The sequence below is a fragment of the Pseudomonas mendocina genome (assembly GCF_003008615.1).
Lineage (GTDB): Bacteria > Pseudomonadota > Gammaproteobacteria > Pseudomonadales > Pseudomonadaceae > Aquipseudomonas > Aquipseudomonas mendocina_C.
This window is the reverse complement of record NZ_CP027657.1, coordinates 1,699,043-1,717,980: the sequence shown is the minus strand read 5'-3', so window position 1 is coordinate 1,717,980 and position 18,938 is coordinate 1,699,043. Positions and strand designations below refer to the sequence as shown.

16 protein-coding genes, 1 pseudogene and 1 riboswitch are annotated in these 18,938 nt (G+C 62.6%); of the genes and pseudogenes, 7 read left to right on the top strand and 10 right to left on the bottom strand.

Annotated features, from left to right (window positions below; genetic code table 11):
• Window positions 1-9 precede the first annotated feature (9 nt).
• Window positions 10-480, top strand: coding sequence for a chemotaxis protein CheW (locus tag C7A17_RS07935; protein WP_106737527.1), 471 nt, complete (start codon window positions 10-12; stop codon window positions 478-480).
• 224 nt (window positions 481-704) lie between these two features.
• Here C7A17_RS07935 and C7A17_RS07930 read toward each other — a convergent pair whose 3' ends face one another.
• The 3 genes from C7A17_RS07930 to C7A17_RS07920 form a co-directional block, all read right to left on the bottom strand.
• Complete coding sequence (locus C7A17_RS07930; RefSeq protein ID WP_106737526.1) at window positions 705-2,204, bottom strand: alanine/glycine:cation symporter family protein; 1,500 nt, start codon at window positions 2,202-2,204, stop codon at window positions 705-707.
• A 208-nt stretch (window positions 2,205-2,412) separates the two neighbouring features.
• Entirely contained in the window at window positions 2,413-3,138 is a 726-nt protein-coding gene (locus C7A17_RS07925) for a 16S rRNA (uracil(1498)-N(3))-methyltransferase (protein ID WP_106737525.1), read from the bottom strand.
• Between the two features lie 58 nt (window positions 3,139-3,196).
• Window positions 3,197-4,600: an adenosylmethionine--8-amino-7-oxononanoate transaminase gene (locus C7A17_RS07920; protein WP_106737524.1), complete on the bottom strand. Its 1,404-nt coding sequence runs from the start codon at window positions 4,598-4,600 to the stop codon at window positions 3,197-3,199.
• Between the two features lie 258 nt (window positions 4,601-4,858).
• Between C7A17_RS07920 and C7A17_RS07915 the strand changes: the two genes are divergently transcribed.
• Together C7A17_RS07915 and C7A17_RS07910 are read left to right on the top strand one after the other, a co-directional pair.
• Window positions 4,859-5,404: a cytochrome b gene (locus tag C7A17_RS07915; RefSeq protein WP_106737523.1), complete on the top strand. Its 546-nt coding sequence runs from the start codon at window positions 4,859-4,861 to the stop codon at window positions 5,402-5,404.
• A gap of 59 nt (window positions 5,405-5,463) precedes the next feature.
• Complete coding sequence (locus tag C7A17_RS07910) at window positions 5,464-6,039, top strand: YceI family protein (protein ID WP_106737522.1); 576 nt, start codon at window positions 5,464-5,466, stop codon at window positions 6,037-6,039.
• A gap of 156 nt (window positions 6,040-6,195) precedes the next feature.
• Here C7A17_RS07910 and C7A17_RS07905 read toward each other — a convergent pair whose 3' ends face one another.
• The 5 genes from C7A17_RS07905 to ahcY all read right to left on the bottom strand — a co-directional run bounded on the left by C7A17_RS07905 (window position 6,196) and on the right by ahcY (window position 12,887).
• Window positions 6,196-8,079, bottom strand: a complete 1,884-nt coding sequence (locus C7A17_RS07905) for a DEAD/DEAH box helicase (RefSeq protein ID WP_106737521.1) — start codon at window positions 8,077-8,079, stop codon at window positions 6,196-6,198.
• Between the two features lie 188 nt (window positions 8,080-8,267).
• The gene (locus C7A17_RS07900) at window positions 8,268-9,026 is read right to left on the bottom strand and encodes a substrate-binding periplasmic protein (protein ID WP_106737520.1); all 759 of its coding nucleotides are present in this window, start codon (window positions 9,024-9,026) and stop codon (window positions 8,268-8,270) included.
• 51 nt (window positions 9,027-9,077) lie between these two features.
• Window positions 9,078-10,451: a nucleotide 5'-monophosphate nucleosidase PpnN gene (gene ppnN / locus C7A17_RS07895; RefSeq protein ID WP_106737519.1), complete on the bottom strand. Its 1,374-nt coding sequence runs from the start codon at window positions 10,449-10,451 to the stop codon at window positions 9,078-9,080.
• 80 nt (window positions 10,452-10,531) lie between these two features.
• Window positions 10,532-11,377 (bottom strand): methylenetetrahydrofolate reductase [NAD(P)H], encoded by an 846-nt coding sequence (gene metF, locus C7A17_RS07890; protein ID WP_106737518.1) that lies wholly within the window; start codon window positions 11,375-11,377, stop codon window positions 10,532-10,534.
• Window positions 11,378-11,477: 100 nt separating this feature from the next.
• On the bottom strand, window positions 11,478-12,887 hold the full coding sequence (ahcY, locus tag C7A17_RS07885) for an adenosylhomocysteinase (RefSeq protein WP_106737517.1): 1,410 nt from the start codon (window positions 12,885-12,887) through the stop codon (window positions 11,478-11,480).
• Between the two features lie 8 nt (window positions 12,888-12,895).
• Window positions 12,896-12,977, bottom strand: a riboswitch (S-adenosyl-L-homocysteine riboswitch).
• Window positions 12,978-13,160: 183 nt separating this feature from the next.
• On the opposite strand from ahcY, the gene C7A17_RS07880 reads away from it, so the two are divergent.
• From C7A17_RS07880 to C7A17_RS07865, 4 genes are all read left to right on the top strand, one after another.
• Window positions 13,161-13,550: an acyl-CoA thioesterase gene (locus tag C7A17_RS07880; protein WP_106737516.1), complete on the top strand. Its 390-nt coding sequence runs from the start codon at window positions 13,161-13,163 to the stop codon at window positions 13,548-13,550.
• A gap of 368 nt (window positions 13,551-13,918) precedes the next feature.
• Window positions 13,919-14,305, top strand: a complete 387-nt coding sequence (locus C7A17_RS07875; RefSeq protein WP_106737515.1) for an MAPEG family protein — start codon at window positions 13,919-13,921, stop codon at window positions 14,303-14,305.
• A gap of 198 nt (window positions 14,306-14,503) precedes the next feature.
• Entirely contained in the window at window positions 14,504-16,093 is a 1,590-nt protein-coding gene (locus tag C7A17_RS07870; protein ID WP_106737514.1) for a methyl-accepting chemotaxis protein, read from the top strand.
• A gap of 111 nt (window positions 16,094-16,204) precedes the next feature.
• Window positions 16,205-16,654, top strand: a complete 450-nt coding sequence (locus C7A17_RS07865) for a c-type cytochrome (RefSeq protein WP_106737513.1) — start codon at window positions 16,205-16,207, stop codon at window positions 16,652-16,654.
• On the opposite strand, the gene C7A17_RS07860 is transcribed toward C7A17_RS07865, so the two are convergent.
• Entirely contained in the window at window positions 16,648-17,043 is a 396-nt protein-coding gene (locus tag C7A17_RS07860) for a DUF1090 domain-containing protein (protein ID WP_106737512.1), read from the bottom strand. The two genes, C7A17_RS07865 and C7A17_RS07860, sit on opposite strands and share 7 nt — an antisense overlap.
• A 113-nt stretch (window positions 17,044-17,156) precedes the next feature.
• Window positions 17,157-18,806 (bottom strand): annotated as a pseudogene (gene ligB / locus C7A17_RS07855) (NAD-dependent DNA ligase LigB); the annotation flags it as partial.
• Between the last annotated feature and the right edge of the window lie 132 nt (window positions 18,807-18,938).

Genomic DNA, 18,938 nt, shown 5'->3' with positions numbered 1-18,938 from the left:
GACATTCTCATGAGCCAAGCCGTCGCCACCCAGAACAGCGCTACCAGCCTCACCAGCTTGCTAGTGCCTCTGGCCGACCGCACCCTGCTGTTGCCCAACGTCGCGGTAGCCGAGCTGATTCCCTACCGCGCCCCGCAGGTCAGTGAAGGCACGCCAGACTGGTTTCTCGGCCAGATCGCCTGGCGTGATCTGCGTCTGCCACTGTTGTCCTTCGAAGCTGCCAGTGGTGGGCAGGCGAAGGTTGCCAGCGGCGCGCGGGTGGCGGTGATCAACGCATTGGGCGGGCGGCCCAAGGTCAAGTTCATCGCCCTGTTGGTACAGGGGATTCCGCGTTCCTTGAAGGTCGGCAACGATCTGGCTGCGGCCGATGTCGATCTGGCGCCGCTGGAATTGGGCGCCGCGCGCGTTGGTGAGGATGTCGTGCGGATTCCCGACCTGGTCGGGCTGGAGCAGTTGCTGGCGGATGCCGGGTTGATCTGACGGTTTGAGTACCCGTCGCTGCCTGATCCAATTCGACATGCCTGCCGGTCATTCGTCAGACGGCTATTGCCGCGACGATTCATTCCCCTGAAAGGGTTGTTGGCTTGGCCGCGCCGAGTACGATTCTGGCCACTATGAAGTGAAAAATCCTGCAAGGGCGAGGCCCTTACAGGATGCGGATGGCCCCGGTGCATACCGGGGCTCACTTGCCTGCGCGCAGACGATCAGTTACGTGGTTGCTGGGCCTCATTGCCTTGCAGGCTGTCGTTCTGCTCGATCCGCAGGTTGATCGCGGCCGGGTCGTTGGTCCAGTAGTCGGCGTTCTTGATGCCGAGCTTCACCGGATCGAACACCGGATCCTTACCTTGCGCCTGCTGCTCCTCATAATCCTTGAGGCACTTGTAGGCAATCTTGTGCATCAGCACGATGGCGATGATGTTCAGCCAGGCCATCAGGCCTACACCGAGGTCACCCAGATCCCAGGCGACGGTGGCGCTGCGCACGGTGCCATAGACGGTCGCGACGATGATGCCGAGTTTCAGCAGCAGGGTCAGAATGGGGCGTTTTACCTTGCGGTTGATATAGGCGATGTTGGTTTCGGCGATGTAGTAGTACGCCAAGATGGTGGTGAAGGCGAAGAAGAACAGAGCGATGGCGACGAAGATGTTACCGAAGCCTGGCATCACGTTCTCCATGGCCGTCTGGACGTAACCAGGGCCGGCTGCGACGCCGGCAATGCCGGTGAACAGCGGAGTACCGTCAGGTGCCTGCACGTTGTACTGGCCGGTGATCAGCAGCATGAACGCCGTGGCGGAGCAGACGAATAGGGTGTCGATATAGACCGAGAAGCCTTGCACCAGGCCTTGCTTGACCGGGTGGCTGACGGCTGCAGCTGAGGAGGCGTGCGGACCGGTTCCCTGGCCGGCTTCGTTGGAATAAACGCCACGCTTGACTCCCCACTGAATGGCCAGGCCAACGATTGCGCCGAAACCGGCCTCGAGGCCGAAGGCGCTCTTGAAGATCAGCGCCATTACGCCCGGCAACTGCTCGATGTGCAGAAGAATGATGACCAGTGCGACCAGGATGTAGCCCAGCGCCATGAACGGCACCACCACCTGGGTGAAGTGGGCGATACGCTTCACGCCACCGAAGATGATCATGCCAAGCAGGATGGCCAGCAGGGCGGCGGTGACGGTGGGTTCCATGCCGAATGCGGTATGCGCACTAGAGGCGATGGAGTTGGCCTGTACGCCTGGCAGCAAGAGGCCGCAGGCGAATACGGTAACGATGGCAAACAGCCAGGCATACCACTTCATGCCGAGGCCGCGCTCGATGTAGAAGGCTGGGCCACCGCGGTACTCGCCGTTGAGTTTCTCCTTGTACACCTGGCCAAGAGTGGATTCGATGAAGGCTGAACTGGCGCCCAGGAAGGCCACCATCCACATCCAGAACACTGCGCCGGGGCCGCCAAAGGTGATGGCCGTGGCCACGCCCGCGATATTGCCGGTACCCACACGTCCAGCGAGGGTCATGGTCAGGGCCTGGAAGGAGGTGATGCCATGTTCATCGGTTTTGCCGCTGAACATCAGGCGGATCATTTCTTTGAAGTGGCGAACCTGGAGGAAGCGGCCGCGCAAGGAGAAGTAGAGTCCGACGCCGAGGCACAGGTAAATCAGCGCAGAGCTCCAGACATACCCATTGAGGGTAGAGACCAGTTCGTTCATGCAATGCTCCTGGGCATGAGGTCGCCTTTTGAGCGAGACTCAAGCCTCTTGATTGTTATTCGAAGGGAGAACGACACCATTAGAGTGCCGAACTTGGTCGAGCACGGTTTGCCGGTAAGACTGTCGTGCATCGGGCGCGCAGAGAATGACAAAGACTTCTTTTCTTGCAATCTTCCAAGGTCGCATTTTGTTACGTCAACGCGACATCCTAGGCCTGCAGGTCGCCCCAGAGCTGTTGGGCGATGCTAAGGGCGACCACGGGAGCAGTTTCCGTGCGCAGTACACGCGATCCCAGGCGTGCTGCCTGGAAACCACTGTTGAGCGCCTGGGTCACCTCATCCTCGCTCAGGCCGCCCTCTGGGCCGATCAGGATCGCTAGGGCGCTTGGTTTCGCGTGGCTCTGCAGGGGGGCTGCGACGGGGTGCAAGACCAGTTTCAGATCCGCCTCGGCCCGCTGCAGCCACGCGTCCATTTCCAGCGGCGGATGGATCACAGGCAGTACCGAGCGCCCGCATTGCTCGCAGGCACTGATGGCCACCTGGCGCCAATGGGCCATGCGCTTGTCGGCGCGTTCGTCCTTCAGGCGCACCTCGCAGCGGGCAGAGACGATCGGGGTGATTTCCGCTGCGCCCAGTTCGGTGGCCTTCTGGATCGCCCAATCCATGCGCTCGCCACGTGACAGGCCCTGGCCGAGGTGAATACGCAGCGGTGATTCGGCCAGGCCGTCGATGGCTTCACGCAACTCGACGCGTACGTTCTTCTTGCCCACCTCGATCAGCTCGCCCAGGTATTCCCGACCGCTGCCGTCGAACAGCTGCACGGCATCGCCTACCGCATGGCGCAGTACGCGGCCGATGTAATGGGCCTGCGCCTCGGGCAGCTCGTGCTGGCCGAGGGAGAGCGGGGCATCGATAAAGAAGCGGGAGAGGCGCATGACGTATCAACCTTGAACAGAGGCGCGAATTCTAGCCGTAGGGTGTGCTGTGCGCACCTCACCCCGGATCGCGATGATCGGGGTAACGGTTGTCCACCGCCACGCTGACGGACGAGCGTGTGGCGATATCGATGCCTTCACTGGCCACCTCGGCGAGGAAGTCGATCTCTTCTGGAGTGATCACGTAGGGCGGCAGGAAATACACCACACTGCCCAGCGGGCGCAGCAGCGCACCGCGCTCCAGTGCGTGCTGGTACACGCGCAGGCCACGCCGCTCCTGCCAGGGGTAGGCCGCCTTGCTGGATTTGTCCTGCACCATCTCGATGGCCAGGGCCATGCCGGTCTGGCGCACTTCGGCGACGTTAGGGTGATCGATCAGGTGTGTGGTGGCGCTGGCCATGCGCGCGGCCAGGGCCTTGTTGCGCTCGATCACGTGGTCATCGCGGAAGATGTCCAGCGTCGCCAGGGCGGCGGCGCAGGCTAGCGGGTTGCCGGTGTAGGTGTGCGAGTGCAGGAAGGCGCGGAGGGTGGTGTAATCGTCATAGAAGGCGCCATAGACCTCATCGGTGGTCAGCACCGCAGCCATCGGCAGGTAGCCGCCGGTCAGCGCCTTGGACAGCACCAGGAAGTCAGGGGTGATGCCGGCCTGCTCGCAGGCGAACATCGTGCCGGTGCGGCCGAAGCCAACGGCGATTTCGTCATGGATGAGGTGCACGCCGTAGCGGTCGCAGGCGTCGCGCAGCAGCCTGAGGTAGATCGGGTGATACATGCGCATGCCGCCAGCGCCCTGGATCAGTGGTTCGACGATCACCGCTGCGACCTCATGATGATGGTCGGCCAGCGTATGCTCCATATGGGCGAACATCGCGCGCGAATGCTCTTCCCAGCTCATGCCCTCCGGGCGCAGATAACAGTCGGGACTCGGCACCTTGAGCGTGTCGAGTAGCAAGGGTTTGTAGGTGTCGGTGAACAGCGACACGTCGCCCACCGACATCGCGGCTACCGTTTCCCCGTGGTAGCTGTTGCTCAACGTGACGAAGCGCTTCTTGCTCGCCTGGCCGCTGTTGAGCCAGTAGTGAAAGCTCATCTTCAGCGCTACTTCGATGCCCGAGGAGCCGTTGTCGGCATAGAACACCTTGTTCAGGCCGGCCGGGGTGATCTGCACCAGGCGCTCGGACAGCTCGATGACCGGTTGATGGGTGAAGCCGGCGAGCATCACGTGTTCGAGATTTTCCAGCTGATCACGGATGCGCGCGTTGATGCGTGGGTTGGCGTGGCCGAAGACGTTGACCCACCAGGAGCTGACTGCATCCAGATAGCGTTTGCCGTCGAAGTCCTCCAGCCATACGCCGGAGGCCTTGCGGATCGCGACCAGCGGCAGGCGCTCGTGATCCTTCATCTGAGTGCAGGGGTGCCACAACACGTCGAGGTCGCGTTGCATCCAGTGGTCATTGAGGCTCATGAGAAATCTCCCTGTGTTCGGCGGCACAGCCTACCAGAAGCGGCCTGTGGGACGCGGTCGATACCGTTGGTCTGCCGCAATATGCCGTCTGCTCCAGAGGTGACGAACTTTGCCACGCAGGCTTCGTACTAAGCTCATCGACTTGAATGCGTCGGGATGAGATATCGCATTTCTCGATGTTTCATAGCAAAATTTTCCGCTTTAAATCGATATATTTGCCGTTAGTCTTGCTCGGACACTGAATTAGGGAAGCCCTCCATGCAATGGCGCAATACCTCTGCTCGTTATGGTCTGGTCAGCGTCGTGCTGCACTGGCTGGTGGCGTTGGCCGTGTTCGGTCTGTTCGCCCTCGGCTTCTGGATGGTGGGGCTCAGCTACTACGACCCGTGGCGTCAGAGCGCGCCTGATCTGCACAAGAGCATCGGCATCGTGCTGTTTGTCGTGATGCTGCTGCGGGTGCTATGGCGCCTGTTCAATCCGGCTCCGGCGGCCCTGGCCAGCCATAGTCAGCTCACTCGCCTGGCCTCCAAGCTGGGTCATGGCGTTCTCTATTTCGGCCTGTTCGGCGTGATGATCTCCGGTTACCTGATTTCCACCGCCGATGGTCGTGGTATCGAAGTATTTGGCCTGTTCAGCGTGCCGGCGACCCTGAGCGGTATCGCGCAACAGGAAGACATTGCCGGTGCGATCCACGAATACCTGGCCTGGGGCCTGGTGATCTTTGCCGGGCTGCATGGCCTGGCGGCGATCAAACACCATTTCATCGACCGCGACAGCACCCTGCTGCGGATGTTCGGGCGCTGACGCATTAATAACCGGGCCAATGCCCACCTAGATCGACAACCTCGCAAGGAGAACACCCCATGTTGAAGAACGCCCTCGCTGCACTGGTTCTGGGCTCCGCTCTGATCGGCGGCCAGGCCATGGCGGCCGACTACGCCATCGACAAGCAAGGCCAGCATGCCTTCGTCAACTTCAAGATCAGCCACCTGGGTTACAGCTGGCTCTACGGTACCTTCAAGGATTTCGACGGCAAGTTCAGCTTCGACGCCGCCAATCCTGAAGCCAGCAAGGTCAGCGTGAGCCTGAAGACCGCCAGCGTCGACACCAACCACGCTGAGCGTGACAAGCACATCCGCAGTGCCGACTTCCTCAATGCGAGCAAGCATGACACGGCCACCTTCGAGTCCACCTCGGTCAAGTCCACTGGCGAAGGCACTGCCGACGTTACCGGTAACCTGACCCTCAATGGCGTGACCAAGCCGGTGGTGATCGCTGCCAAGTTCATCGGCGAAGGCAAGGATCCGTGGGGCGGCTACCGTGCCGGCTTCGAAGGCACCACCACCCTGAAGCTGAAGGATTTCGATATCTCCATGGATCTCGGCCCGGCTTCGGAAACCGTCGAGCTGATTATCTCGATCGAAGGTGTTCGTCAGTAAAGAAAGCGACCGCTTGCGGCCCGCTGATAACCCTCTCCCATTTATGGGAGAGGGTGCCCGCAGGGTGGGAGAGGGCTATTGAGCCGTTTATCCTAACTCTGCCGGCACAAACAAAAACGCCGCCCAATGGGCGGCGTTTTTCATTGGCGTGGCTGCTTACTCTTCGCGGTTGCGCGTCAGCAGTGCGGGTTTTTCACTGCGCGGCCGGCTGCTGTTGCTCAGCTCGTCTAGCTGCTCGGCGCTGGGGAAACGATCCAGGCGGGAGCCTTTGTGCACGATGATCGGCTGCTTTTCACGCGGGTTGCGCACGGCCGCTTCGGCACGTGGCAGTTCGTCACGATCCAGCGAGGTGATGCGCCCATCATGCGCTGGTCGGCCGCGACCACCGCCGTTACGGCCTTGACCGCCCTGGCCACCCTGACGTCGATTCTTGCCGGGGGTGCCTGGGTTGCCGCCTGCGTTGTTGCGCGGTTGCCGGTTGTTACTGTTGGCTTTCTGGCCCGTAGCAGCGCCGTTGCCGGCTGCACCGCCTGAACGACGACCGCGACCTTGCGGCTTGTTTTGCACCGGTACGTAGTCGGCACGGTTACCGAAATTGTCGATTTCGTCGTCGAGGAACTCTTCCGGGTCACGATCCGGCGGCAGTGCAGGAACGGCCGGGGCAGCACCGCGATTCTGGTTGCGAGGCTGCTGGCCACGGCGGTTCTGGCCCTGGCCTTGCTGTTGCGGCTTGGCTTTCTGATCCTTGCCGCCGTCCTTGCCCTTGTCTCTGCGGCCGCCGTTGTTGCGCTCGCCCTTGGGCTTGTCGCCGCCTTCGGCTTTCTGCTTCTTCTGCCCGGCATTGCGCGGTTGACGCGGCTCACGTACTTCCGGGCGTTCCGCTTCCACGGCACTGGCGTCGAAGCCCAGCAGATCACCGTCGGGGATCTTCTGCTTGGTCATCCGCTCGATGCCCTTGAGCAGCTTCTCTTCGTCCGGGGCGACCAGCGAGATGGCCTCACCGCTACGACCGGCGCGGCCGGTACGGCCGATACGGTGAACGTAGTCTTCCTCGACGTTGGGCAGTTCGAAGTTGACCACGTGCGGCAGTTGGTCGATGTCCAGGCCGCGGGCGGCGATATCGGTGGCGACCAGGATGCGTACCTTGTTCGCCTTGAAATCGGCCAGGGCCTTGGTGCGGGCGTTCTGGCTCTTGTTGCCATGGATCGCGGCAGCCGACAGACCGTGCTTGTCGAGGTACTCAGCCAGGCGGTTGGCGCCATGCTTGGTGCGGGTGAAAACCAGCACCTGTTCCCAGGCTCCCTGGGTGACCAGGTGAGCGAGTAGGGCGCGCTTGTGGCTGGCAGCCAGGCGGAACACGCGTTGTTCGATGCGCTCGACCGTGGTGTTCGGCGGCGTGACCTCGATGCGCTCGGGGTTGTGCAGCAGCTTGCCGGCCAGGTCGGTGATGTCTTTGGAGAAGGTGGCCGAGAACAGCAGGTTCTGGCGTTGTGTCGGCAGCTTGGCCAGCACCTTCTTGACGTCGTGGATGAAGCCCATGTCGAGCATGCGGTCGGCTTCATCGAGTACGAGAATTTCCACGTGCGACAGGTCGATGGCTTTCTGGTTGGCCAGGTCGAGCAGGCGACCCGGGCAGGCCACCAGAACATCGACGCCTTTGGCTACAGCCTGAACCTGTGGGTTCATGCCAACGCCGCCGAAGATGCAGGCGCTGACGAATTTCAAATCGCGGGCATAGACCTTGAAGCTGTCATGCACCTGGGCGGCCAGTTCGCGGGTGGGGGTCAGCACCAGCACACGCGGTTGTTTCGGGCCGTGGCGTTGTTCGCGATCCGGATGACCACCTGGGAACAGGCGCTCGAGGATCGGCAGGGCGAAACCGCCCGTCTTACCTGTACCCGTCTGGGCCGCCACCATCAGGTCGCGACCTTGCAACACGGCGGGAATGGCCCGCTGTTGCACCGGAGTGGGTTGGGTGTAGCCGGCGGATTCGACCGCACGGACTAAAGCCTCGGAGAGACCGAGGGAGGCAAAGGACATGAGCAATCCTGTACTAATTGAGGGCGTGGCCCTAGGGGTGTAGAGCCTGGCTTGAATCACGCTTTGGGGGGCATGATCCCGTCCGGTACTGCTGGCTTCTGAGCACCAGCATCCGGGCGCAAGCCTGGCGGGAAGGCCCGAGTATAACAGAGCGTGCGGCTTGCGCACCTATCAGCCTGTCGGTTGGTTCACGGCTTTGGTTGTTGGGGCTTGGCATAGCGTTGTTGCAAGCGGGCATAGGCCGGTTCGCGTTGGAAACGGCGCAATTCGCGAGTGAAGTCGCGGGCCAGCTGTTGCAAGGCCGGATCGCGGCGCAGGGCCAGGTACATATGATCATGACCGACCGCTTTGCGGTTGTAGTCGACTTGCTGCTGCAGGCCCATCTGCGTGCTCAGATAGAGGCCTGCGCGACGGTCGTTGACCACCAGATCGACCCGGTGACGCACCAGCTTGCCCAGGTTGGCCTCGTGAGTTGGCGCCTCCTCGCGGCTGAACAGGGCGGAAGTGCGGAATGTCTCGTCGTTATACCAGTAGCCGGGTGAGATACCGATCACCAGGTCGCGCAGGTCTTCCAGGCGGCGATAGGGATAAGGGCGGTTGCGCGCGTAGAACAGCACGAACTCGACTTCGCTCAGCGGTTCTTCGACGAACAGCATCTGCGCTTCGCGTTCAGGCAGGTGGAAAATGTCGAGAATGCCGTCGGCGTGCCCCTGCTCCAGGGCCAGCAGACAGCGCTTCCACGGTAGGAATTGCAGCTCCAGGTCGATACCCAGGCGGCGCAGAACCTCGCGGCTGATATCGTAGTCGAGGCCGGTGGCTTGGCCGTTTTCTTCATAGACGTAGGGCGCCCAGGCGTCCGTGACCAGGCGCAGCGTTTCACCGCGGGCAGTGAAGGCGAGACAGCACAGCAATAGGGTGGCGATAATCTGGCGCTGGAGTAATGGCATCGCGCCAGATTAGCTACTTTACCTATGCCGTAAAAGGGCGGGGGGATGGCTTTAGTCGATCACCTGATAGCAGGGCTCATAGGCGCTACCACCCGGCAGTTTCATTCGGTGTTGTTCGACGAAGGCCTGTAGCAGGCGATCCAGCGGACGCATGATGGTCGCTTCGCCGCGAATCTCGTAGGGGCCGTGCTCCTCGATCAGGCGAATGCCATTCTCCTTGACGTTGCCTGCGACGATGCCCGAGAAGGCGCGGCGCAGATTGGCAGCCAAATGGTGCAATGGCTGCTCGCGGGTCAGGTTGAGGCTGGCCATCGCTTCGTGAGTGGGCTCGAACGGGTGCTGGAAGCTTTCGTCGATCTTCAGCAGCCAGTTGAAGTGGAAGGCGTCGTTGCGTTCGCGGCGGAAGCGCTCCACCTCGCGAATGCCGATGTGCATCTGGCGCGCGACTTCGGAGGGGTCGTTGACGATCATGCTGTAGCGTTGCTGTGCGGCTTCACCCAGAGTCGCGCCGATGAAGTCGTGCAACTGCTGCAGGTAGGTGCTGGCGCTCTTCGGTCCGGTGAGGATGACCGGGAAGGGCAGATCCTGGTTGTCCGGGTGGGTGAGAATGCCCAGCAGATAGAGGAACTCTTCTGCGGTGCCGGCGCCGCCCGGGAAGATGATGATGCCGTGGCCGACGCGAACGAAGGCCTCCAGGCGTTTCTCGATGTCCGGCAGGATCACCAGTTCGTTGACGATCGGGTTCGGCGCCTCGGCGGCGATGATGCCGGGCTCGGTCAGCCCCAGATAGCGGCCTTTGAGGTTGCGCTGCTTGGCGTGGCTGATGGTGGCACCCTTCATCGGTCCCTTCATCACGCCCGGCCCGCAGCCGGTGCAGATGTCCAGGCCACGCAGGCCCAGCTCGTGGCCGACCTTCTTGGTGTACTTGTATTCCTCGGTACTGATCGAGTGGCCGCCCCAGCACACCACCATCTTCGGTTCGACCCCGGTACGCAGGGTGCGTGCGTTGCGCAGCAGGTGGAAGACGTAGTCGGTGATGCCTTCTGAGCTGTCCAGATCGATGCGTTTGTTCTCCAGCTCGCTCTGCGTGTAGACGATGTCGCGCAGGGCGCTGAACAGCATCTCGCGGGTGCTGGCGATCATTTCGCCGTCGACGAAGGCATCGGCCGGTGCGTTGAGCAGTTCCAGGCGGATGCCACGATCCTGCTGGTGAATCTTCACTTCGAAGTCCGGGTAGGCTTCGAGAATGGTCTTGGCGTTGTCGCTATGCGAGCCGGTATTGAGGATCGCCAGCGCGCATTGACGGAACAGGCGATAAACGCTGCCAGAGCCAGTTTCGCGCAGTTGCTGCACTTCACGTTGCGAGAGGGTTTCCAGGCTGCCCTTGGGGCTGACGGAGGCGTTGATCTTGGAGCGTTTGAGCATGACGGGCGATCCTTCGGCGGCAAGGCGGGAGGGTAAAGCGAGCAGGCTGCCCGTGGCGGACAGCCTGTGAGTAAGCGGCCTTAGCGTGGCAGCTTGAGATTGTTCCAGATGGCCAGGCTGGGGTCGGCCTGGTTCAGGGTATAGAAGTGCAGGCCAGGTGCGCCACCCGCGAGCAGGCGTTCGCACATTTCGCTGATCACCTGTTCACCGAAGGCCTGGATGCTGTCGATGTCATCGCCGTAGGCTTCCAGCTGCTTGCGTACCCAGCGCGGAATTTCCGCGCCGCAGGCGTCGGAGAAGCGTGCCAGCTTGCTGTAGTTGGTGATCGGCATGATGCCCGGCACCACCGGGATATCCACACCTAGTTTCTGTACACGCTCGACGAAGTAGAAGTAGCTGTCGGCGTTGAAGAAGTACTGGGTGATGGCGCTGTTGGCCCCGGCCTTGGCCTTGCGCACGAAGTTGGCGATGTCGTCCTCGAAGTTGCGTGCCTGCGGATGCATTTCCGGATAGGCGGCGATTTCGATATGGAAGTGCTCACCGGTCTCGGTGCGGATGAATTCGACCAGCTCGTTGGCATAACGCAGCTCGCCGCTGGCCATGCCCATGCCCGACGGCAGGTCGCCGCGCAGGGCGACGATGCGCTTGATGCCGGCGTTGCGATACAGGTTGAGCAGCTCGCGCAGTTCGACCTTGCTGTCACCGACGCAGGACAGGTGCGGTGCGGTCGGCACCTTCACGTCGCCATCGAGTTGCAGCACGGTATTGACGGTGCGGTCACGAGTGGAGCCTCCGGCACCGTAGGTGCAGGAGAAGAAGTCTGGGTTGTAGCTCGCCAGCTGGCGCGCCACGTTGAGCAGTTTTTCGTGCCCGGCTTCGGTCTTGGTCGGGAAGAACTCGAAGCTGTAACGGCGTTCTTGTGACATGGGAAAGCCCCGTAGGGTGGGTTGGCCGTAGGCGTAACCCACCTGTGAAATGGCTGGTGGGTTACGCCGCTGCGCGGCTAACCCACCCTACGGTTGTGGATCAGTAGCGGTAGGTGTCCGGCTTGAACGGGCCTTCCACGGTCACGCCGATGTAATCGGCCTGCTGCTTGGTCAGTTGGGTGACCACGCCACCGAAACCCTTGACCATCTCCAGCGCCACTTCTTCGTCCAGCTTCTTCGGCAGCACTTCGACGGTCAGACGCTCGGCCTTCTTCTCGGCGGAGAGGTCGGCGAACTTCTGTTCGAACAGGAAGATCTGCGCCAGTACCTGGTTGGCGAACGAGCCGTCCATGATGCGGCTCGGGTGGCCGGTGGCGTTGCCCAGGTTCACCAGGCGGCCTTCGGCCAGCAGGATCAGGTAGTCGTCGTTGGTCGGATCGAAGCTGCCGGCGCCGGTGCGGTGGATCTTGTGCACCTGCGGCTTGACCTCTTCCCAGGCCCAGTTCTTGCGCATGAAGGCGGTGTCGATTTCGTTGTCGAAGTGACCGATGTTGCACACCACAGCACGTTTCTTCAGCGCCTTGAGCATGCCGGCGTCGCACACGTTGACGTTGCCGGTGGTGGTGACGATCAGGTCGATCTTGCCCAGCAGTGCGGCGTCGATGCTGGCTTCGGTGCCGTCATTGATGCCGTTCTTGTACGGGGAAACCAGCTCGAAGCCGTCCATGCAGGCCTGCATGGCGCAGATCGGGTCGACTTCGGAAACCTTGACGATCATGCCTTCCTGACGCAGCGACTGGGCTGACCCCTTGCCCACGTCACCGTAGCCGATGACCAGCGCCTGCTTGCCGGACAGCAGGTGGTCGGTGCCGCGCTTGATGGCATCGTTGAGGCTGTGGCGGCAGCCGTACTTGTTGTCGTTCTTGCTCTTGGTGACCGCGTCGTTGACGTTGATCGCCGGGACTTTCAAGGTGCCGGCCTTGAGCATGTCGAGCAGGCGGTGCACGCCGGTGGTGGTCTCTTCGGTGACACCGTGGATGCGCTCGAGCATCTGCGGGTATTTCTTGTGCAGGATTTCGGTCAGGTCACCGCCGTCGTCCAGCACCATGTTGGCGTCCCACGGCTGACCGTCCTTGAGGATGGTCTGCTCGATGCACCACTCGTACTCTTCTTCGGTCTCGCCTTTCCAGGCGAATACTGGAATACCGGCGGCGGCGATGGCGGCAGCGGCCTGATCCTGGGTAGAGAAGATGTTGCAGGACGACCAGCGCACTTCGGCGCCCAGAGCGGTCAGCGTCTCGATCAGTACGCCAGTCTGGATGGTCATGTGGATGCAGCCGAGGATCTTCGCGCCTTTCAGCGGCTGGCTGGCAGCGTACTTGCGGCGCAGGCCCATCAGTGCCGGCATCTCCGACTCGGCAATGATCAGTTCTTTGCGGCCCCAATCGGCCAGGGAAATATCGGCGACCTTATAGTCGTTAAAAGCAGCGCTCATACAGAAGCTCTCCATTCGTTGTCTGCGAATGGGCGCCGTTGATGCGTATGGTTAACGCTCCATCCGAGCCTGACAGGTTGCCCTGCTGCAGCGCCCCTCGGACAGGTGGCGGGCGCAACCGGAGCGGTGCCGGTTGCGTGAAACCGGCGAATTATAGCCGTGTGCGCAGCACAGCCCAAGGCTTTCCGTCGCATTTGCCTGACTATGATCGTCATAGCCAGCCTTGTCACGACAAGCGCAGCGTTGCGGGCGCATCATGGGCGCCCAATCTGGCACGGAGGACACTGCATGAATTTCCATACTCGCAAGTGGATCAAGCCCGAGGATCTCAACCCCAACGGCACCCTGTTCGGCGGCAGCCTGCTGAAATGGATCGACGAAGAAGCGGCGATCTACGCCATCGTCCAGCTCGACAATCAGCGCGTGGTCACCAAGTTCATCTCCGAGATCAATTTCGTCAGCTCGGCGCGCCAAAGTGACATCATCGAGCTGGGCATCACTGCCACCGAGTTCGGTCGTACCTCGCTCACCCTGCGCTGCGAAGTGCGCAACAAGGTGACCCGCAAAAGCATTCTGACCATCGACAAGCTGGTGTTCGTCAACCTTGGCGAGGATGGCCAGCCGGCGCCACATGGCAAGACTGCGATCACCTATGCCAAGGATCGCTTCCAGGAGTAAGAACCTGTTCACGATCTGCTGCACGTCGGCTCTACTGCGTTAAAAACAGGCTGGAGCGCCAGCCCGGTCGGAAGCCGCTTGCGGCTAACGCACTTTAGTGCGGCCCCAAAAGGGCGAACGAAATGAGTACTGCTCATTTACAACTCGTAAAATCGAGCGCGACTCCGAGCGTTCCTCGCCTGTTTGCGGGGCCGCCATCGGTATTGCATGGCTCTAGCTCGCGAGATCGTGAACTGGTTCTAAGCGGTGCTGGCCGGGATCGCCGCAGACTTGGCCGAAGCGCCGGCATGATCGGCGGACGCGGCCATGGACGCAGCGGCGCTGCTCGCCCAGGCTTGGCTCCCCGACCTTTCGAGTGAAGCCAAGCCATGACCCTCGCCTACTGGTGCGTTCTGATCGCCATCCTGTTGCCTTATCTGGGCACCGCCAGTGCCAAGTTCCTCGGCCCTGGCTACGGCCCGCGTGCCAATCAGGATCCGCGCGCCTTTCTCGGCACGTTGGAGGGCTGGCGCAAGCGGGCCAACAACGCCCAGCTCAACGGTTTCGAGGTCACCCCGGCATTCGCTGCGGCAGTGATCATTGCCCACCAGGCCGGTGGTGCCGAGCAGGCGTTGCTCGATCAGTTGGCCGTGGCATTCATCGTCAGCCGTGTGCTGTATTTCATCTGCTACCTGGCCGATTGGGGGCCGCTGCGCTCGCTGGTATGGTTTGCCGGCATGGGGCTGATCGTGTCCTTGTTCGTGGTCTCCGCTTGACCGGCTCGGCTGAGAGCTGGCGTGTCGCAAGCCTGTTGTAGGCGATGAGTCAAAGCGGCGCGTGACCGTTTGCTCGTTGCGCCGTTCAGGTGCGTTTGTCGCGGGCAATCGGCCTGCAGTGCGCCTGGCGCCTGGCCATGTTCTTGCTTGCTCCTCATCATTTAGCGGGGATTTCCGCCAACTGCCAGGGAGCCAGCCATGTTCGTCAGCACTTTCTTCGACCGTCTGCTCAGCGCCATTGGCCTGCGCACGCTGAATCAGCAGTTCCTGTTCTCCTACGCGCTGATGTTCCTGCTCGCCGTGGTCGCATCGGTGGCGCTGTACCTGAGCATGTCGGTGTCGCCGGAGACCATCAACGTGGCCGGCGCACAGCGCATGCTCAGCCAGAAGATGACCAAGGAGGCGCTGCTGCTGCGCGAGGGTGTGCTGCCCGCTGCGACCCTGGAGGCGACCATGGCGCAGTTCGATGCGGCCCATCGTGACCTGCTGAGCGGCAACGCAACACGCAATATCAGCGCCATCGCCGAGCCGAGCGTGCAGGCGCAGATGAACAAGGTCGGCGGTCTCTGGCAGGGTTTTCGCGGCCAATTGCAGCGCATGGTCTCCGGCGATACGGCCGTCGACCTCAAGGTGCTCGAGCAGCAGTCGGTCGAGTTGTTGCGGGAGATGAACCAGGCCGTCGGCCTGATGGCCGCCCACGCCGAAGGCAGCCAGCGCCGGCAGATGTGGCTGGCGTTCGGCTGCGTGCTGGGCATCCTGGCGTTGGTGGTACTGGGCCGTCAGTTCGGCCTGCGGCCGCTGATGCACAACCTCAAGGCGGTAGAAGGTGCGCTGACGCGAGTCGGCTCTGGCGATTTCACCCGTAGCCTGGATGGCCATCAGGGCGACAACGAGATCGGCCGCATCTTTGCCGGCTACAACCGTATGCAGGAGCAGGTACGAGGCTTGCTGGCGGAGGTCAAGCGCAGTGGCGAGCGCACCGGCGAGCATGTCGGCAGCGTGGTCGGTGCAGCTCAGTCCGCGGGTGATGGCGTGCGTCGCCAGTACGAGGATCTCGATCAGGTGGCTACGGCGATGAACGAGATGAGTGCCACCGTGGCCGAGGTGGCGCGTCACGCCGCCCATGCCGCCGAGGCGGCACGCAACGCCGATGATCGCGCGCAGAACGGCCGGCAGGTTGTGCAGCGCAGTTCCGCGCAGATAGCCGAGCTGGTCGAGCAACTGCGGCGCAGCGGCGAACAGGTGCAGCGTCTGGAGGCTGAAACCAGTGGTGTGGGCAAGGTGCTTGAGGTGATTACCGGGATTGCCGAGCAGACCAACCTGCTGGCGCTCAATGCGGCCATTGAGGCCGCGCGTGCAGGCGAGGCGGGTCGCGGCTTCGCTGTGGTCGCCGATGAGGTGCGCACGCTGGCCAGTCGTACCCAGCAGTCCACCGGCGAAATCCAGACGATCATTCAGCGCCTGCAAGGCGGGGCGCGCGATGCGGTGCTGGCGATGCAGCACAGTGCGGCCCTGGCTGATGACAACCTGAGCCATATCCGCCAGGCCAGCGAAGTGCTGGAAACCATCGTCGGTGCGGTCGATGGTATCAATGCGCTCAATGCACAGATTGCCACTGCGGCCGAACAGCAGAGCCAGGTGGCACAGGAGATCGACCAGCGGGTGACGAATATCTCCAGCCTGGCCGAACGCAGCCAGGGCGAAACCGAGAGCGTGGTACGCGTCAGTGCGCAGATTCAGGGCGAGGTACAGCAGCTCAACAGCCAGTTGGGACGCTTTCGTACCTGAACCCCGGCTGACTGGTGCGGGTGAAAGATCGCTGTTGTGACAAGAGGTCGCTTGGCCAGGTGGGGGCGAGCCGCGATACTGGCGGCCCTTTGTCGCCCGGAAGTCGTGTCGATGACCCTGAAGAAACTCCTGATGCTTACCTGCGTCTGCCTGGCCCTGGCTGCCTGTGGCGGAGTCGATCCCAACTCGCCACTGGGTAAACGTCAGGCGCTGTTCAAGGAAATGCTCAAGGTCAGCGAGGATCTGGGGGGGATGCTGCGTGGTCGGATTCCCTACGACGAAGCCGGCTTCGTCAGCGGCGCTGCCGAGCTCAATCGCCTGTCACGCGAGCCTTGGCAGCATTTCCCGTCGGTGGCGGATGATGAGCGCAGCAAGGCCAGCCCTGAAGTCTGGCAGCGTCAGGAGCAGTTCCAGAAGATGGCGCGCGACCTGGAGCAGGCCACCGCTGCGCTGGTGCTGGTCACGACCGCTTCGCCGCTGCGTCGCTCTGCGCTCGAACCCGCCGTGCAGGCCGTCGAGGACAGTTGCGAGGCCTGCCACAAGGCTTTCCGCGCTTACTGATCGGCGCGCGCTTCAGCCTCGGCCTGTTCCAGTTCGGCGCGCGACTCGGCCAGTTTGGCCTGACGCTTGGCGATCTTCTCCTGGTCGCCCTTGCCCATCGCTTCGCGCAGATCCATCTCGCGCTCTTGCACTTCCTGGCGAGCCTCTTCCACGCTGGCCAGGCGCTCCTTGTGCAGGGTGGCGTCATCGCAGTGGGCTTCGACGTTGCCCAGCGCCTTTTGTAGCCCTTCCAGCTCGCGCGAGTTGCCGCTCTGGCGGGCGGCCTCGATCTTCTCTTCGATGACCTGACGTTTGGTCGCACAGCCACTGGCGGGTTCGGCGGCCAGGATCGGCACGGCATTCAGATTGGCGGCCAGCAGCAGGCCGAGTAGGGCGGTTTGACGAATCATGGTGTCTCCTCGTGGGTACCTATTTCGAACTGACCCTGGTCGGTGCGCGAGGTTCGACCTGAGTGACCGATCTGCTGGTCTGGGTCAGCCAGGCGGCGATTTCCCCCTGCCTGAAAACTGGCCACGCCGGCATGCTGCAACTGCCTGCCCAGGCGAAGGATCTCGGGGTGGCTGAAGAATGCCAGTAGCCGCTCCGCGCTCTTCTGGCCAATGCCAGGCTGGCGTAGCCAGTCATCTCGCTGGCGTTCGATCAACTTGGCCCAGTCATCCAGCTCGCCATTGTCGAAGCCCGGTGGCGCACCGAGGGCGCGCAGCCATTGTTGCAGCGATCGGTCATGAGCCTGGTTGAATGCCTGCTGCAATTGCCCGGCGCGACGCGGGCCGATACCTGGCAGGCTCCTCAGTTGTTCGGCGTCCAGCTCCAGCCAATCGAGCAGCCCGTCGAGGGGCAGGCGGCTCCACGTGCCTGGGCCGACGCCGGCCAGGGCCAGTCCTTGCTTGCCACTGAGCCAGGCCAGGCGGGCCTGGAACTGTTGTTGGCATTGTGGGCTGCTGCGCCAGCAGCTCAGCGCGTGGTAGTCCGTCGCTCGCGGCACCGCCACCGAGGGACGCTGTGGGCTGCGCCAGATGACCTGGTCGAGTCGGGGGATGGTCAGTCCGGCCAGGCGGATCGCCACCTGGTCGCCCGGGCGTATATCCAGCTTTTCCCAGGTTTGCAGCGAACCAAGAGCTACGCGGCTGATGCGGCGCTCGTCGAGGTCGACCGGCTGTAAGCGCAGCACCGGCGTGATACGCCCGCTGCGGCCAATGTTGAAGTCCACCGCCTGCACCACGGCCAGCGCCTGGCTGGCCGGATATTTCCAGGCAATCGCCCAGTGCGGCGCTTCGGCCTGCCAACGCTGGCCCGGCGGCCGTGTGCCCTGGCGCAGTACCACCCCATCGCTGGCAAATGGCTGTGGCTCGCTGAACCAGCGCTGACGCCAGCGGCGGGCGTCCTCCGCATCCGTGAGTGGCTGGGTGTACTGCAGGCTGTCGCTGAAGCCCAGCGTGTGCAGCGCTTTCAGGCGTTCGGGCATTTGCGCCGGGCCGTCGGGCCAGTCCCAGACGAACAGACCGATGGCGGTGGCCTCCTGCTCGTTCAAGGTCTGTCGGGCTATCATCCCGGCTACTTTGCCGCGGGCTCCGGCGCCGCCAGCATGCACTTGCACGTGGCCTTCCATGCGCCAGTAGAGTTCACCCTGCAGGATCAGGTCGCGCGCCTCGGGCAGGCGTGACGGGACAGCGGGTAGTTGCCGGGCACGTGCTGTCCAGTCCTGCCCGTGGCGTCCATCGCCGCGGCTGATGGCCTGCTGCAAGAAGCCTTCACGGTATACCAGGGTGACGGCGACACCGTCGACCTTGGGCTGAATCCACAGGTCGTCGCGGCTGGCGACCCACTCGCTCACGGCAGCATCGTTCAACTTGCGTAGCCCGGTCTGGGCAACCGGATGTGCGAGCGCGCCGGTGCTGCCAGTCAGTGGCTCTGGCATCGTCTTGCCGGTAGTCGGGAAGCAGCGGTGCCAGGTCTGCAGACGCTCGCGCGCTTGATCGTAGAGTTCGTCGGCGACCAGCGAATGGCCCTGGTTGTGGTAGGCGTCGTCCCATTGAGCGATCTGCTGGCCAAGGGCGTCGAGCTCGGCTCTGGCGCGATCCAGCGGCCAGTCGGGGCAGGAGGTGGCTTGGGCGGTCAGCGGGAAAAGAAGCAGCGCAATCCAACGTTTCATGGCAAGCGTCCGTGCTTGAGGGGATGAAGTCAGCCTAGACGAATTGCTGGCCTGCGCTGGGAGGATGGTGTTCCGTTCGTCAGCCGCTGCAATGAAAAGCCCCGCACTGGGCGGGGCTTTTCGTGTCGCGAC